Annotated in this window: 14 protein-coding genes; 8 read left to right on the forward strand and 6 right to left on the reverse strand. The window is 63.3% G+C overall.

What is annotated here, in order from left to right; all coding sequences use genetic code 11:
- Positions 1-346: 346 nt before the first annotated feature.
- The 5 genes from PDMSB3_RS25090 (at position 347) to PDMSB3_RS25110 (ending at position 8,553) form a co-directional block, all read left to right on the forward strand.
- Entirely contained in the window at positions 347-3,586 is a 3,240-nt protein-coding gene (locus PDMSB3_RS25090) for an efflux RND transporter permease subunit (protein ID WP_007176720.1), read from the forward strand.
- A gap of 35 nt (positions 3,587-3,621) precedes the next feature.
- On the forward strand, positions 3,622-4,845 hold the full coding sequence (locus PDMSB3_RS25095; RefSeq protein ID WP_007176721.1) for an efflux RND transporter periplasmic adaptor subunit: 1,224 nt from the start codon (positions 3,622-3,624) through the stop codon (positions 4,843-4,845).
- Positions 4,842-6,338, forward strand: coding sequence for an efflux transporter outer membrane subunit (locus PDMSB3_RS25100; RefSeq protein ID WP_165188094.1), 1,497 nt, complete (start codon positions 4,842-4,844; stop codon positions 6,336-6,338). Before PDMSB3_RS25095 ends, PDMSB3_RS25100 begins: the two co-directional genes overlap by 4 nt.
- A gap of 77 nt (positions 6,339-6,415) precedes the next feature.
- The gene (locus tag PDMSB3_RS25105; protein ID WP_007176723.1) at positions 6,416-7,102 is read left to right on the forward strand and encodes a heavy metal response regulator transcription factor; all 687 of its coding nucleotides are present in this window, start codon (positions 6,416-6,418) and stop codon (positions 7,100-7,102) included.
- Positions 7,099-8,553 carry a heavy metal sensor histidine kinase gene (locus PDMSB3_RS25110; RefSeq protein WP_007176724.1) on the forward strand — a complete coding sequence of 485 codons (1,455 nt, stop codon included), beginning with the start codon at positions 7,099-7,101 and terminating at the stop codon, positions 8,551-8,553. The genes PDMSB3_RS25105 and PDMSB3_RS25110 overlap by 4 nt, the downstream gene beginning before the upstream one ends.
- On the opposite strand, the gene dinB is transcribed toward PDMSB3_RS25110, so the two are convergent.
- The 4 genes from dinB to PDMSB3_RS25130 all read right to left on the reverse strand — a co-directional run bounded on the left by dinB (position 8,520) and on the right by PDMSB3_RS25130 (position 11,706).
- A complete protein-coding gene (gene dinB / locus PDMSB3_RS25115) occupies positions 8,520-9,686 on the reverse strand; it encodes a DNA polymerase IV (RefSeq protein ID WP_165188102.1) in 1,167 nt (388 codons plus the stop codon). The two genes, PDMSB3_RS25110 and dinB, sit on opposite strands and share 34 nt — an antisense overlap.
- Before the next feature lie 116 nt (positions 9,687-9,802).
- Positions 9,803-10,381, reverse strand: a complete 579-nt coding sequence (locus PDMSB3_RS25120; RefSeq protein WP_007176726.1) for a YceI family protein — start codon at positions 10,379-10,381, stop codon at positions 9,803-9,805.
- Between the two features lie 45 nt (positions 10,382-10,426).
- Positions 10,427-11,002 (reverse strand): YceI family protein, encoded by a 576-nt coding sequence (locus PDMSB3_RS25125; protein ID WP_007176727.1) that lies wholly within the window; start codon positions 11,000-11,002, stop codon positions 10,427-10,429.
- A gap of 149 nt (positions 11,003-11,151) precedes the next feature.
- Positions 11,152-11,706: a cytochrome b gene (locus tag PDMSB3_RS25130; RefSeq protein ID WP_007176728.1), complete on the reverse strand. Its 555-nt coding sequence runs from the start codon at positions 11,704-11,706 to the stop codon at positions 11,152-11,154.
- Positions 11,707-11,926: 220 nt separating this feature from the next.
- Here PDMSB3_RS25130 and PDMSB3_RS25135 point away from each other — a divergent pair, with 220 nt between their 5' ends.
- Positions 11,927-12,943 (forward strand): sensor domain-containing diguanylate cyclase, encoded by a 1,017-nt coding sequence (locus tag PDMSB3_RS25135; RefSeq protein ID WP_007176729.1) that lies wholly within the window; start codon positions 11,927-11,929, stop codon positions 12,941-12,943.
- Between the two features lie 132 nt (positions 12,944-13,075).
- On the forward strand, positions 13,076-14,326 hold the full coding sequence (locus PDMSB3_RS25140; RefSeq protein ID WP_035517115.1) for an arsenic transporter: 1,251 nt from the start codon (positions 13,076-13,078) through the stop codon (positions 14,324-14,326).
- 50 nt (positions 14,327-14,376) lie between these two features.
- On the opposite strand, the gene PDMSB3_RS25145 is transcribed toward PDMSB3_RS25140, so the two are convergent.
- Complete coding sequence (locus PDMSB3_RS25145; RefSeq protein ID WP_007176731.1) at positions 14,377-14,622, reverse strand: hypothetical protein; 246 nt, start codon at positions 14,620-14,622, stop codon at positions 14,377-14,379.
- A gap of 237 nt (positions 14,623-14,859) precedes the next feature.
- Positions 14,860-15,057, reverse strand: a complete 198-nt coding sequence (locus PDMSB3_RS25150) for a hypothetical protein (RefSeq protein ID WP_165188104.1) — start codon at positions 15,055-15,057, stop codon at positions 14,860-14,862.
- On the opposite strand from PDMSB3_RS25150, the gene PDMSB3_RS25155 reads away from it, so the two are divergent.
- Complete coding sequence (locus tag PDMSB3_RS25155; protein WP_007176732.1) at positions 15,056-15,394, forward strand: EF-hand domain-containing protein; 339 nt, start codon at positions 15,056-15,058, stop codon at positions 15,392-15,394. The genes PDMSB3_RS25150 and PDMSB3_RS25155 overlap by 2 nt on opposite strands.
- Positions 15,395-15,426: the final 32 nt, after the last annotated feature.

Here is a 15,426-nt window from a genome sequence, read left to right on the forward strand (position 1 = left end):
AAACACCGGAACCGCTTTTGCCGAACATGTCGGCAATATGGCAATTACGCGGTGATCGACTAAGCTTTCAACAAGCGCGAAGTATTTGCTTTGCGCAAATCAATCTGTGCGATGTCCCGCGATGCCTTCGCGGGACCTGGCATTGAGCAACACCTCAACCTCGGCTATCTTCAGCCATCAAACGTTTGCTTTTCGGCAAACCGCAGCGCAGTTCAGGTGCCCACTTTCCTTACATTGGCCTTCCTGACAATCCCGCCATTTTCGCGCCATGCAGGCGTTGGTGCTATCGATCTAGCATAGGCGCTGATTCCCCCACCCCTTACCTGCATTCTCTCGGGCACGTTTCATGTGGATCGTCAACGTTGCGCTTAAACGGCCATACACGTTCATCGTGATGGCCATTCTGATTTTGCTGGCGACGCCATTCGTACTGTTGACCACACCGGTCGACGTGCTGCCGGAAATCAATATTCCGGTGGTCAGTATCATCTGGACCTACACGGGCTTGTCGGCTCAGGACATGGCCAACCGCATCACGTCGGTGAACGAGCGCAGTCTGACCACCACGGTCAACGACATCGAACACATCGAATCGCAATCGCTCGCGGGCATTACGATCCTGAAGGTGTTTTTGCAGCCGACGGCGAACATCCAGAGCGCCATCGCGCAAACGGTGGCCGTCGAGCAGGCGCAGTTGAAGCAGATGCCGCCAGGTGCCACCCCGCCGCTGGTGATCAGCTACTCGGCCTCCAGCATTCCGGTGATCCAGCTCGGTCTGTCGAGTCCGAAGCTTTCCGAGCAGGCGCTCAACGACACGGCGCTGAACTTTCTGCGTCCGCAGCTCGTGACGATTCCGGGCGCGGCGGTGCCATACCCTTATGGCGGCAAATCGCGGCTGATCTCCGTCGATCTGGACACGCGCGCGCTGCTTGCAAAAGGCCTGACACCCTCCGACGTGGTGAGCGCGTTCAACGCGCAAAACCTGATCCTGCCGACCGGCACGGCGAAGATCGGGCCGAAGGAATACACGATCAACATGAACGGCTCGCCCGCCACGGTGGAAGGGCTCAACGATATTCCGGTCCGCACGCTCAACGGCGCCACGACGTATCTGCGCGAAGTCGCGCACGTGCGCGACGGTTACTCGCCGCAGACCAACATCGTGCGGCAGGACGGCCATCGCGGCGTGCTGATGTCGGTGCTCAAGAACGGCAGTGCATCGACGCTCTCGATCGTCGATTCGCTGCGTGGGCTGCTGCCGGCTGCGCAAGCGGCGCTGCCGCCGGATCTGAAGATCACGCCGCTATTCGATCAGTCGGTGTTCGTGAAAGCGGCAGTGCAGGGCGTGGTGCGCGAGGCGCTGGTGGCCGCCGCGCTGACCGCCGCGATGATTCTGCTGTTTCTCGGCAACTGGCGCAGCACCTGCATCATCGCGATCTCGATTCCGCTGTCGATCCTGTCGTCGCTGATCGCGCTTCACGCGCTCGGGCAGACGATCAACATCATGACGCTCGGCGGTCTCGCCCTCGCGGTCGGGATTCTGGTGGACGATGCCACGGTCACGATCGAGAACATCGAACGGCATCTGCACATGGGCACGAATCTGCACGATGCGATTCTCGACGGCGCGGGCGAAATCGCGATTCCCGCGCTGGTGTCCACACTCTGTATCTGTATCGTGTTCGTGCCGATGTTCTTCCTGACCGGCGTGGCGCGCTATCTGTTCGTGCCGCTCGCCGAAGCGGTGGTGTTCGCGATGCTGGCTTCGTACGTTCTGTCGCGCACGCTGGTACCGACCCTCGCGATGCTGCTGATGGGGCACGCCCACAAGCCGAAGCCGGGCGCGAAGCCGAATCTGTTCATGCGCCTCTATCACCGCTTCGATCGCGGTTTCGAGAGCATGCGTGCCGCCTACATCATGATTCTCAGCAGCGTGCTGGTGCGCCGCGGCATGTTCGGCAGCGTGTTCCTCGGCTTCTGCGTGGTGTCGATGGGCCTGATTTTCGTGCTCGGCGAAGACTTCTTTCCAAGCGTGGATGCCGGCGACATTCGCCTGCACATGCGCGCGCCGACCGGCACCCGTATCGAGGAAACCGCGCGTCTGGCCGACGAAGTCGAAAACGTGATCCGCGAGGTCGTGCCCGCGAACGAACTCGGCACGATTCTCGACAACCTCGGTTTGCCCTATAGCGGCATCAATCTCTCGTATAGCAATGCGGGCACGATCGGCACGCTCGACGGCGAGATTCAGGTGGCGCTCAAAGAAGACCACAAGCCGTCGCAAATCTACATGGACAAACTGCGCGCCATCCTGCCGCAGCGATTTCCGGGCGTCGAGTTCTTCTTTCAGCCGGCCGACATCGTCACGCAGATTCTCAACTTCGGCTTGCCCGCCGCGGTGGACGTGCAGATTTCCGGGGCGAATCAGGAGGGTAACTTCGACGTCGCGCGCAAACTGCTGAAACAGGTGCGCCAGATTCCCGGCACGGTGGATACGCACATCCAGCAGAAACTGGACGAACCGGCGATCAATCTGCAGATGGATCGCACGCGGTTGCAGCAACTCAATCTGAGTGCGAGCAACGTGGCGCAAAACGTGCTCATTTCCCTGTCGGGCAGTTCGCAGACGTCGCCGGGTTTCTGGTTCAACAACAGGAACGGCGTGGAATACAGCGTGGCCGTGCAGACGCCGCAGTATCAGGTGTCGTCGATCGATGAACTGTTGCGCACGCCGGTATCGGGTTCGGCCAACGGGCCGACGCAATTGCTCGGCAACCTCGTGCGGGTCTCGCCGCAAACCCAGTTCGCGGAAGTCACGCACTACAACATCAGGCCGGTGATCGACCTGTACGTGAGCGTCGAGAAGCGCGATCTGGGCAGCGTGGCGAACCAGGTCGACAAGCTCGTGGACAACATGCGCGCGTCGCTGCCGCGCGGCAGCCAGATCACCGTGCGCGGCCAGGTGCAGACCATGCGCAGTTCGTTCTTCGGTCTGGGAGTCGGCGTGGCGATGGCGATCGTGCTGGTGTATCTGTTGATCGTGGTGAATTTCCAGTCGTGGGTCGATCCGCTGATTATCGTCAGCGCGTTGCCCGCGGCACTCGCGGGCATTGTGTGGATGCTGTTCCTGACCGGCACGCATCTGAGCGTGCCGGCCTTGACCGGCGCGATCATGACGATGGGCGTGGCCACCGCCAACAGTATTCTGATGGTGGCGTTCGCGCGCCAGCGGCTTTCCGCCGGTGCACCGCCGTTGACCGCCGCGCTCGAAGCCGGTGCAAGCCGGATCAGGCCGGTGCTGATGACCGCCTTCGCGATGATCATCGGCATGATTCCGATGGCGCTCGGTCTCGGCGAAGGCGCCGAGCAGAATGCGCCGCTTGGCCGCGCGGTGATCGGCGGATTGCTGTTCGCCACGGTGTCCACGCTGTTTTTCGTGCCCCTCGTGTTCGCGGCCATTCACACCCGCCTCGCACGCCGCCACCGCGACGACGGTGACGATGGTGGCGCGAATCACACGGGTTCCGACGGCGACGGCCACGACGGCCCCGCGCCGGACCACGGCGGCGCCGCCAGGCCCGCGTAAAGTTAATTGACGGCTGACCGAGATAGCTGACTGAGATGACCGAAAAAACTCACGCATCGCTAGCGATTCCCTCGCGAGAGACCGAAGGCGGCCACGCCTTGCCGCCGCGCCATCGCGAATGGAAGCGCGCCAAAATTGCCGTCTGGATCGTGCTGGCGCTGCTCGCCGTCGGCGCGTTGCGCACGGTGATCGCGAACGTAATGCAAAACCGTTCGGTGGCGGAGACAACGAAGCAGAACGCCACGCAGTACGTGAACGTGGTGAGCCCGACACAGGCCGAAGGCGGCGGCAATACGTTGCTGCCGGGTACGCTGCGCGGTTACGTCGAATCGCCGATCTACGCGCGCTCCACGGGTTATCTGCTGCACTGGTACGCGGATATCGGCACGCGTGTCAAACAGGGGCAACTGCTCGCCGATCTGGATACGCCGGAAATCGATCAGGAACTCGCGCAGGCCCTGGCGCAGCGCCAGCAAACCAGTTCGAGCCTCGGCCTCGCCAAAAGCTCGCTGGAACGCTGGCAGCAACTGCGTCAGCGCGATGCGGTCTCGCAACAGGAGCTCGACGAACGCCAGAGCACTTATACGCAGGACGTCGCGAATCTCGCCGCGGCCGACGCCAACGTCAAACGCCTGCAGCAACTCGAATCGTTCAAGCGCATCGTCGCGCCGTTCGCGGGTGTGGTCACGCAGCGCAATGTGGATGTGGGCGACCTGATCGACGCGGGCAGCGGCACGAGCCGCGCGCTGTTCGCGCTCGCGCAGTCGGACCCGCTGCGCGTTTATGTGCAATTGCCGCAGGCGTACGCGCAAAACGTGTCGGTCGGACAGAAGGTGGTGGTCACGCAGGCGGAACTGCCGGGCCAGCAATTCCACGGCACGATCACGCACATTTCCGGCGCGATCGACGTGCCCACCCGTTCGCTGCAGATCGAAGTGACGCTGCCTAATCCGGACGACAAGCTGCGCCCGGGTGCATACGTACAGGTCGCGGTGCCGGCAGTCGCACACGCGCAATTGATGGTGCCGGGCAACGCGCTGCTGTTCCGCGCCGAAGGTCCGCGCGTTGCGGTGGTCGACGCGAACGGCAACGTGCAGTTGCATAAGATCGTCATCGCGCGGGATCTCGGACAGCAGCTCGAGATCGAAAGCGGGGTCGAGGCGAGCGACAGGATCATCATCAACCCGAGCGATTCGATCGCGGACGGCGATCATGTGCAGATCCAGCAACCGCAGGCCAACGGCAAGGGGGCGTCGTGAAGCTCGTGGCCACGAGGCGCGCGATAACGACGCTCGCGAGCACGGCGCTGCTGGCCGCGTGCACGGTCGGACCCAACTATCAGCGGCCGCAGGCCGAGGTGCCGCCCACGTGGCAAACCGATTCGTACTGGCGCGTGGCCGTGCCGTCCCATGCGCCGATCTCGCCAGACTGGTGGAGCGCGTTCGGCGACTCGACGCTCGGCGCGCTGGAAAGCCAGGCGCTCGCGCAGAATCAGACGCTGGTAGCGGCCAGCGCGCACTATGAACAGGCTAGAGCCACGCTCGCGAACAGCCGCGCTCAGCAGATTCCCGAAGTCGATCTCGGCGCGCAGGGATCGCGCTTCCGGATTTCGCAGAACCGTCCGCAGACCAATTACGGCACGCCGACCACCTCGACGGTGCAGAACAACGTGCAGCTCGGCCCCACCATCAACTACGACACCGATCTATTCGGCCGGATACGTCGGGAGGTGGAAGGCTCGGTGGCCTCCGCGCAGCAATCGGCGGATGACCTCGCCAACGCGCGGCTCGTTCTCACCACGGATCTCGCCACTGACTACTTTTCGCTGCGCGAACTCGATGCCGAGATCGACGTGCTGAATCAGTCGGTGATACTGCAGCAGAAGGCGCTCGATTACGTCACGACGGAACATGATCTCGGCTCGGTGTCGGGACTCGACGTGCTGCAGCAGAAATCGCTGCTCGACTCGACCCGCGTGCAGGCGCAACTGCTTCTGAATCAGCGGGCGCAGTTCGAGCATGCGATCGCCGCGCTCGTCGGCGTGCCGGCGCCGCAGTTTTCGATCGCGCCCAAGGTGGTCAATGTCCAGGTGCCGTCGATTCCGCTCGGTGTGCCCAGCGACGTGTTGCAACGGCGGCCGGATATCGCTTCGGCGGAGCGCGCAATGGCCGCGGCGAATGCGCAGATCGGCGTCGCCAAGGCGGCGTTTTTCCCGAGTCTGACGCTGGCGCCGAGCATCGGTTGGGAAAGCACGCAGTTCGCCAGCCTGTTGAGCGCGCCCACGCTGATGTGGACGCTCGGCGCGGCGGTCGGCCAGGTGTTGTTCGACGGCGGCCGCCGCGCGGCCAACGTGCAGTTCGCGAGCGAAGGCTACAAGGCCACCGAGGCGAACTACCGCCAGACCGTGCTCACCGCGTTCCAGCAGGTGCAGGACGGCATTACCGGACTCTCCGTGCTGGACGGCGCGGCGAAACAGTCGCGCGAAGCCGTCACGGATGCGCAGCATCTGCTCGCGCTTGCCAACGACCGCTATTCGGGCGGCCTCGTCGCTTACCTCGACGTCATCACCGCGCAGCAGTCGCTGCTGACCAGCGAGCGCCAGGACGTGCAGATTCACGGCCAGCAGATGACGCTCTCGGTATCGCTCGTGAAAGCGCTCGGCGGCGGCTGGGATGTCGGCACGGACATGCCGGACATGTCGAAGAACGCGCAGCCCGGCGACACGAAGGAGGCGATGGCTCCCGCGCGGTGAGCCGGTGGATCGTGCAGCAGCCGGGACGCAAGGTGAAAACGAGGCGTTTCGTATAATGTAGAGACAAGGGGACGCGCATGAAATTGCTGATTGTTGAAGACGAGCACAAGGTGGTGGACTACCTGCGCTCCGGTTTGACAGAGCAGGGCTGGGTCGTCGACGTCGCGCTCGACGGCGAGGAAGGCATGCACCTGGCCACCGAATTCGATTACGACGTGATCGTCCTCGACGTGATGCTGCCCAAACGCGACGGCTTCAGCGTGCTGAAGGCGCTGCGCATGCGCAAATCGACACCGGTCATCATGCTCACCGCGCGCGATCATGTGAACGACCGCGTGCGCGGTCTGCGCGAAGGAGCCGACGACTACCTCACCAAACCCTTTTCGTTCCTCGAACTGGTCGAACGCTTGCACGCGCTGGCGCGGCGCACCCGTTCACAGGAGTCGACGCTGATTTCCGTCGGCGATCTGTTCGTCGATCTGATCGGCCGGCGCGCGACTCGCGACGGCGTGCGCCTCGACCTGACCGCCAAGGAATTCCAGCTGCTCAGCGTGCTGGCGCGCCGCCAAGGCGACATTCTGTCGAAGACCGCGATTACCGAACTCGTGTGGGACGTCAATTTCGACAGTCATACGAATGTGGTCGAGACGGCGATCAAACGACTGCGCGCCAAACTGGACGGCCCGTTCCCCTCCAAGCTGCTGCACACCGTGCGCGGCATGGGTTACGTGCTCGAAGTGCGCGAGGAGGCGGAGCAGTCATGAACCGCTCGATCGCCCGGCGCCTCGCGTTGATGTTCGCGTTCGTCGCGCTGTTCGTCTTCACGCTGGTCGGCACCGGACTTTTTCTGGTGCTGCGCACGCAACTCGAACACCATCTGCGCGAGTCGCTCGACGATCGCACGCAGATCGCGCGCATCATCGTCTATCACGCCGTGACGCCGGAAAAGTGGCGCATGGCGCGTGAAAAGCTCACCGACATGACGCCGCACGACGGCAGCACGGTCTATGCGGTGTCGAGCACCGATCCATATTTTCATTACGGCAAGCCGGTCGAAGGTTCGGTGGTGACGAGCTGGCCGGGCGGTTACACGCGCGTGACGCCGGCCGACGGCGGCCAGGACATGCTGACCTCGACGGTGATAATTCCGGCTTACGCCGCGCGTCCGCCGGTGCAATTGCAGGTGGCCGCGAGCTATTCGCCCAATGTGCGCACCATGCGCGTGTTCGGCTCGGCGCTTGCCGCGTTGTCGGCGCTGGGCAGTCTCGCCGTACTGTTGCTCAGTTACTCGGTGACGCGGCTCGGCCTCGCGCCGCTCACGCGTCTCACGCGCGACGCTTCTGCCGTGAGCCCGAACAACCGCTCACAGCGCCTGAACACAGCCTCGCTGCCGCTCGAACTGAACGACCTGGCGAATTCCTTCAACGGTGCGCTCGAGCGGCTGGACGGCGCATATGGCCGCCTCGAATCGTTCAATGCGGATGTGGCGCATGAACTGCGCACGCCGGTGACGATTCTGATCGGCCAGACCGAAGTGGCATTGACGCGCAATCGTTCGGTCGACGATCTGCGCCACACGTTGCAATCGAACCTGGAGGAGTTCGAGCGCATGCGGGCGATCATCAACGACATGCTGTTCCTCGCCCGTGCCGACCAGGGCGAGCGGGCAACCGGCCTCGTCGAAGTGTCGCTGGCCGCGGAAGTCGAGCATACGCTGGAGTTTCTGGAGATTCCGCTCGAAGAAGCGCGGGTGCGCGCGCAATTGCGCGGCGACGCCGTGGCGCGCGTGAACCGCTCGCTGTTCGGCCGTGCCTGCACGAATCTGTTGATGAACGCGATCCAGCATTGCGAGCCGGGTGCGGAAATCAACGTGACGATCGTGTGTGAAGAGGATCAGGTACGCGTCGCGGTGGCCAACCCCGGCGCACCGATCTCGCCGGACGTGCTCGAACATCTGTTCGACCGGTTCTATCGCGCGGAGGTTTCGCGCACGAACAGCCGCGAAAACCACGGGCTGGGTCTGGCGATCGTGAAAGCGATTGCGGAGATGCATCGCGGCACGGTGTCGGCGCAAAGCGCGCACGGTATCAACACCTTCGCGTTTTCAGTCGCCGCGTTGCCGATGGAAGCCGGCCTGCGGGCGGCGCGTCCGAATGCAGGCGCGACGGCTGAGGGGGTGGATTATTCGTCGCTGGCGAAGGGCAAGTCGGCCTGAACCGGCAGCCGCCGTTGCGGCGGCTGCGCGTTGGCCGGCGTCAACGCGCTGACGCGCACGCCGAGAAGCCGCAGCTTGCGGTTCAGTTCCACTCTGCGCAGGCATTCGGTTGCCGCGCGCCGGATCTCGGCGGCGTCCGCGGTTGGCGTGTCCAGCGTCAAGTCGCGCGTGACGGTGCGGAAATCGTCGTAGCGCAGTTTGATACCGACGGTGCGCCCCACGTAGCCCTTGCGTACCAGATCCTCCGCCACCCGCACGCACAAGCCGGTAAACGAACTGGATAGCGCCGGCCGGTCGTGACGTGGATGCAGATCGCGTTCGAAGGTCGTCTCGCGGCTCATCGACTTGGGCTCCGATTCGACCACCACCGGCCGCTCGTCGTAGCCTTGCGCGATCTGCATGAGCCACGCCGAATAACTGCGCCCGAAGTGGTCCTGCAACAGCCCCGCGTCCGCCGCCGCCAGATCGCCGACCGTGGCGAGTCCGAGCGCGGTCAGCTTTTCCGCGGCCTTCGGCCCGATGCCATTGACCTTGCGCACCGGCAGCGGCCAGACGCGCAGCGGCACGTCGGCCGGGGTGAGGATCGTGAGGCCGTTGGGTTTGTCGAGTTCGGAGCCGATTTTCGCGAGCAGCTTGTTCGGCGCCACGCAAATGGAGCAGGTGAGTCCGGTGGCCTGATTGACCGCCTGTTTGATGCGCGCAGCGATCTCGCGCGGCTCGCCCGGCAACTCGGTCAGATCGATATAGATTTCGTCGATGCCGCGGTCTTCGATCCGGTCCGTGAACGTGGCGACGGCCGCCTTGAACAGACGCGAGTAGTGGCGATACGAGTCGAAGTCGGTGGGCAGCAGGATGGCGTCCGGCGCGAGCATGGCGGCCTTCATCATACCCATGGCCGAGAACACGCCGAGCGCGCGGGCTTCGTAAGTGGAGGTGGTCACCACGCCGCGGCCCGCGTAATCGCGCAGTTTCGCGAAGCGGCGGGTGCCGTCTTCGAGTATTTGCGGCACGCCGTTGCGGCCGCCGCCGATCACCACCGCCTGGCCACGCAGTTCCGGATAACGCAGGAGCTCGACGGACGCGTAGAACGCGTCCATGTCGAGGTGCGCGATGCGGCGGCTTGCAGAACTCATGGGAGGGCGAAAACGGATGACGACAACGGCCAAACCGTAATAGTACCTTGCTCCGCCCTGGCAAGGGCCGCCCGGAAACGGCAGCCCGCTTCACGCAGGCCTGAAAAGGCCGGCGCTTACTGCTTGATGCCTTCGGCCTGAATATGCAGCGTGGTCTGCATCTTGAAGCCGTAAGTCTTGCCGAAGTCGACGCCGAAGTCATCGCGATTGAACGTCGCGGTCGATTCCGTGCCGCACACTTCACGCTTGAGCATCGGGTTGACAAAGCACTTGAACGACTCGATCTTCAGATTGACCGGCTTGGTGATGCCGTGCATCGTCAGCGTGCCGATCACTTCCACCGGCTTGTCGCCGTCGAAGCGGATCTGCGTGCCCTTGTAGGTCGCGCTCGGGTACTTGGCAACGTCGAAGAACTTGTCCGTGACCAGTTCCGCGTCGAGCTTGTCGTTGCCGATATCCACCGAGCTCATGTCGATCGTCACGTCCACCGTGCCGGTCTTCGCCGCGCGATCCAGCACCACGGTGCCGCTGCTCTTCTTGAACTTGCCGCGCCAGATCGAAATGCCGCCGAAGTGGTCGGTTTCGAAGCTCGGGTAGGTGTGCGTCGGGTCGAGCTGGTACGTGTCAGCTGCCGAGGCGTTGAACGACAATACGGCGGCCAGCGCGCCTGCGGCGAGCAAAATGTTTTTCTTCAAGGTGTTCTCCAGGTTTCAGAAAGTGCTGCGACGCTTCGGTTCGGATTATTTCTTCGAAGCGACGAGGTGAAATTTGATGACGACTTCGTCGGCGACTACCGACGTGTCTTTCCATTCGCCGGTGCCTACGTCGAATTGCGAGCGCCTGATCGGCAACGAGCCGTCGAAGGTTTGCAGGGCGCCCTGGCTGGCAATGGTGACCGGCACCACGACGGTTTGCGACTTGCCCTTGATGGTGAGCTTGCCGGTGATCTTGTACTGATTGCCGCCCGCCGGCGCGATCGCGCTGGAGACGAAGGTCGCGGCCGGGTACGCGGCGCTGTCGAACCATTCCTTGCCCTGGGCCTGCTTGTTGTAGTCGTCGGCACCGAGGTCGTAGCTGCCCGTGTCGATCGACACATTGGCGCTGCCGGAGGTCGGTTTGGCCGGATCGAAATTCAGTTGCGCCGAGAACTTCCTGAACTGGCCGTCGACGGGCACGTTCATCTGCTTCGTGGTGGCAATGACGGTGCTCTTGCTGGTGTCGACATCGGCGTGTGCGAAGCTTGCGCCGAACAGCGAGAAGGCCGCGATGCCGGCAAGCGTCACACGGTGAGCGGAGAGGTAAAAGTTTGATTTCATGGTGATACGCATCCTATCGAACCCGCGTGCGTTGATTGCGCACCGCGGGGAATTAGATTGCCAACAGGCTGTTGCCAATCGCCTGCTGTCCGTCTGCTATGTAGGGGTGACCCTCCCGTCACCCGCCCCTGACCCGCGCTTTACGCGTGTTACTTGAGGAATGGAACCATCCGCGCGAGCAGGCCGTCGCGGTCGAGAAACTGGTGCTTGAGCGCCGCCGCCACATGCATCGCCACGAGTGCGAGCAACGTGTAGTTGAGCAGCACGTGAACGGTGCGCAGAGTTGCCTTGAGCGCCTGATCCGGGCCGATGAAGGTGGGCAGCGGCACGATGCCGAGATACACCACCTGAATGCCGGCGGCGGAGCTATAGAAGTAGCCGGACAGCGGAATCGCCAGCATCAGCACGTATAGCACGGCGTGCACGAGATGGGCGGCGGCCTTCTGCCACACGGGCGTGGCGCTGTCGAGCGGCGGCGCGCGGTGGGTGGCACGCCACAGCACGCGGGCCACCGCGAGCACGAACACAGTCACGCCGATCCACTTGTGCCAGGAGAAATACTTCAGCTTGGTGGGCGTGAAGCCGGGAATATCGGTCATGATCCAGCCGATATAGAAGCCGCAGATCATCAACGCGGCGATCAGCCAGTGCAAGGTAATCGCGGCGCCGTGATAGCGGTCTGAACGGGCAGGGCGGGATGTCATGGTTTCGTGCTCGTGGGTCGCCGGCCATTGCCGGCGAATGCAGATCAAATGCGGATAGTAGGGATGCCAATGAAAACTGAATAGGCGTGCAGAAGAGAACACATTGTTGTATCGGTGACGCTAATGTCGCTGGAATAAAACGGCGCCGCGGCCGTAACGGGGCCGCGAGGTCGTCCACTGTGGTAATTTGCCGCCTGAACCGCCAGGAGAGTTGGGAACCATGAACAGAATCGACAACAACCACATCGCGCCCGGCGCGGATTTTCTGCGGCACGAAACGGCGCCTGCCGCAGCCGGGGTGGAAGGCTACATGGAGCATGACGCGGCTGTCTACCGCACCTTGCTCGAATCGACCAAAGCGATTCCTTGGAAGATCGAATGGGCGACCATGGAGTTCGCCTATATCGGTCCGCAGATCGAAGCCCTGCTGGGCTGGGCGCCATCGAGCTGGAAAAACGTGCAGGACTGGGCGGCGCGCATGCATCCGGACGACCGTGACAAGGTGGTCGAATTCTGCGTCGCGCAATCGAAGGCGGGCAGCGATCACGAAGCGGACTATCGCGCGTTGACGAGCCGGGGCGAATACGTGTGGCTGCGCGACGTGGTGCATGTGGTGCGCGACGCGAATGGCGAAGTCCAATCGCTGGTCGGCTTCATGTTCGATATCAGCGAACGCAAGAAGGCCGAGGAAAAAGTAGCCGCGCTGCAACGCGAACTGGAGGCGCTGTCGTTCAAGGACGGACTGACGGGCGTCGGCAATCGCCGCGCGTTCGACACCACGCTGCAACGCGAATGGGCCGCAGCCTTGCGTCATGCGGCGCCGCTCTCGTTGATCATGGTCGATATCGACTTCTTCAAGTCCTACAACGATTACTACGGCCACGTACAAGGCGACGAGTGTCTGAAACGGGTTGCCGGCGTGCTGGGCAGCGCCGTGCGGCCGGGCGACTGTGTAGGCCGGTTCGGCGGCGAAGAGTTCGCGCTGATCCTGCCGAACACCGGCGCCGACGCCGCCCGCCAGGTGGCCGAGCGTTGCCGCGACCGGATTGCAGCCGAGGAGATCGCGCATGAACGCTCGCCGTTCCGGCAGACGGTGACCGCCAGCTTCGGCGTCGGCACGACGATTCCGGCGCAGGCGGACGATCCGGTGGCCTTCGTCAATCTGGTGGATACGCAGCTCTACCGTGCGAAGGACAACGGGCGCGACTGCATTGCGGCGGTGAACCGGGCGGCATGAAGCGCGAGCCGCGGCATGGTCTCAGGCGCGCAATGTGCTAATTGAGCGCCTGCTGCCGGTGCATGTCGCGGCGCGTGAGGCGAGGCGCGGAACCCCGTGCTCGCGCTCAATCAAAAATCCAGGGTCAAGTGTGTGAATTCGATTTTTCTGTCTTGGGGTATCGCCGCCGTCGCCACGGCGGGCGTCATCACCCGGCCGTTCAAATGGCCCGAGGCCGTCTGGGCCGTGGCCGGCGCGGTGCTGCTGGTGTCGCTCGGCCTGTTGCCCGTGCATCTGGCGATCGAGGCGATCGGCAAGGGCACCGACGTCTATCTGTTTCTCTTCGGCATGATGCTGCTGTCGGAAGTGGGCCGCCGTGAAGGCCTGTTCGACTGGGTGGCCGTGCTCGCGGTCAACCACGCCCAGGGCTCGCCGCGCAAGCTCTTCCTGCTCGTCTATCTGGTCGGCGTGGTGATCACCGCTTTTCTGTCGAACGACGCCACCGCCGTCGTTCTCACGCCGGCCGTGTTCGCCGCCGCCAGAAAGGCGAAGACGGATCCGTTGCCGTTGCTGTTCGTTTGTGCGTTCATTGCCAATGCGGCGAGCTTCGTGCTGCCAATTTCGAATCCGGCGAACATCGTGCTGTACGGCAATCACACGCCCGCGCTCGGCGCCTGGCTGCTGCGCTTCACGCTGCCGTCGCTGCTGTCGATCATCGCCACTTACGTGATGTTGCGCTGGACCCAGCGCGAGGCGCTGGCCGGCACCTGCGAGGCGAATCTCGAAGCGCTCGAACTGTCGTCGAGCGGGCGCGTGGCGCTCGCGGGCATCGCGGTCACGGCTGCCGTGCTGTTGACGGTCTCCGCATTCGACATTGCGCTTGGCCTGCCCACCGCGATACTCGGCGCACTGACCGCGCTGATCGTGCTGATTCTGGAGCGCAAATCGCCGCTGCTGATGATCCGCGAGATCTCATGGAGCGTGCTGCCGCTGGTCGCCGCGCTCTTCGTGCTCGTCGAGATGCTCGATCATACCGGCGTCATCACGGCGCTGGCCCATCTGACGCAGCGCGCCGCACAACATAACGAACTGGCCGCGGCGGGCTGGGCCGGCAGCATCATCGCGATCGGCAGCAATCTGATGAACAACCTGCCGGCCGGTTTGATTGCCAGTTCGACCGTGTTGCAGGCACACAGTCCGGAGCGCGTGATCGACGCGCTTCTGATCGGCGTCGATCTGGGTCCGAACCTGTCGATTACCGGTTCACTGGCAACGATTCTCTGGCTCAGCGCGATTCGCCGCGAGGGCGAAGACGTGAGCTTCATGAAGTTTCTGAAGGTGGGGTCGCTGGTCATGCTGCCGGCGCTCGTGCTCGCGCTCGGCGCGCGGATTCTGACCGGCTGAACAGCGCACGCGGGGTTTGAACGCGGCGCCGCAGGTTCGAATACGCGGCGTCATGGCCGCGTGCCGCTGGCACGCAGCGGCGCTTTGGCACGCATGGCTTCCTCCGCTTCTTTCAGCAGGCGCAATATCTCCGCGAGCCGTGCGACGCGCGCGCGTTGTGTCGGCATCAACGAGGGCCGCGCCAGCCCGCGCAGACGATTGTGCCAATAGGACAGCGGAATACGATCGGTGTTGGAGATCGCCACGAATACGCGTTCCAGGTGGGCGATCTCCCTGTCTATTTCCTGATGGTTCATCTGATGTTTTCCGAAGAGTCGTCACGAACAACGTCGAGCAAGGGCCGTTCCGCATTCGTCGGGACGAATCGCGCGCGCGTTTCCTTTTCCCTTTCCCTTTCCTTTTCCTCTTCCTCGATAACCGGGCGGGCGGCCGCTTTATTCCCGGCGACTCCACATTCCTCACAACAACGGGAATTCACCAGGCATTGCTGGCGACAGCATGTTCTATGCTGGTTCCACAGTCTTTTTCCGTAATCAGGACGTAATCAATCCATCGGATGCACGCATTGCCGGCACGCGCGACGCCGCATGGATGAGACTCGTGACATAGGTCGACATGATTCTGACGTTGCCTTGGCGCGGGGCTTCGCGAAGAATTCGGCCTGTTTTACCGGAACGGATCGCGGCAAACGGCAAGCGACGCCCGGTGGCTCGATCGAAGGAGTCAGTCATGAAGAAGTTGCTCGCTATCGTGCTGCTGTGCTGCGCAGCCACCGTCACGTTCGCCCAAACCGCCGCGCCTCAAGGTGCTCGAGGTGCTCAAGGCACTCCTGGCACTCAAGGCGCTCCAGGCGGCAATCCGCAGCGCATGGCGCGCATGGTGCAGCAGTTGCAAACGCGCTTTGCGAACGCCAACACTACGCACGACGGCAAGCTCACGAAGGATCAGGCCGCCGCCGGCATGCCGATGGTGGCCAGACATTTCGACGAGATCGATACGCAGAAGGCGGGCTACATCACCTTGCCGCAGATCGAAGCGTTCATGCAGCAACGCGCGGCGGCACACTGAACCGCGCGGGCCTTGGCGCGACGATGGAGCCG

The organism is Paraburkholderia dioscoreae, from assembly GCF_902459535.1.
Taxonomy (GTDB): domain Bacteria; phylum Pseudomonadota; class Gammaproteobacteria; order Burkholderiales; family Burkholderiaceae; genus Paraburkholderia; species Paraburkholderia dioscoreae.

Excerpts from the sequence above, each read along its gene's own strand:
- PDMSB3_RS25125 (WP_007176727.1), bottom strand. The coding sequence starts at position 11,002 with ATGAAATCAAACTTTTACCTCTCCGCTCACCGTGTGACGCTTGCCGGC.
- PDMSB3_RS25150 (WP_165188104.1), bottom strand. The coding sequence starts at position 15,057 with ATGACTGACTCCTTCGATCGAGCCACCGGGCGTCGCTTGCCGTTTGCC.
- PDMSB3_RS25155 (WP_007176732.1), top strand. The coding sequence starts at position 15,056 with ATGAAGAAGTTGCTCGCTATCGTGCTGCTGTGCTGCGCAGCCACCGTC.
- PDMSB3_RS25110 (WP_007176724.1), top strand. The coding sequence starts at position 7,099 with ATGAACCGCTCGATCGCCCGGCGCCTCGCGTTGATGTTCGCGTTCGTC.
- PDMSB3_RS25145 (WP_007176731.1), bottom strand. The coding sequence starts at position 14,622 with ATGAACCATCAGGAAATAGACAGGGAGATCGCCCACCTGGAACGCGTA.
- dinB (WP_165188102.1), bottom strand. The coding sequence starts at position 9,686 with ATGAGTTCTGCAAGCCGCCGCATCGCGCACCTCGACATGGACGCGTTC.
- PDMSB3_RS25130 (WP_007176728.1), bottom strand. The coding sequence starts at position 11,706 with ATGACATCCCGCCCTGCCCGTTCAGACCGCTATCACGGCGCCGCGATT.
- PDMSB3_RS25135 (WP_007176729.1), top strand. The coding sequence starts at position 11,927 with ATGAACAGAATCGACAACAACCACATCGCGCCCGGCGCGGATTTTCTG.
- PDMSB3_RS25105 (WP_007176723.1), top strand. The coding sequence starts at position 6,416 with ATGAAATTGCTGATTGTTGAAGACGAGCACAAGGTGGTGGACTACCTG.
- PDMSB3_RS25090 (WP_007176720.1), top strand. The coding sequence starts at position 347 with ATGTGGATCGTCAACGTTGCGCTTAAACGGCCATACACGTTCATCGTG.
- PDMSB3_RS25095 (WP_007176721.1), top strand. The coding sequence starts at position 3,622 with ATGACCGAAAAAACTCACGCATCGCTAGCGATTCCCTCGCGAGAGACC.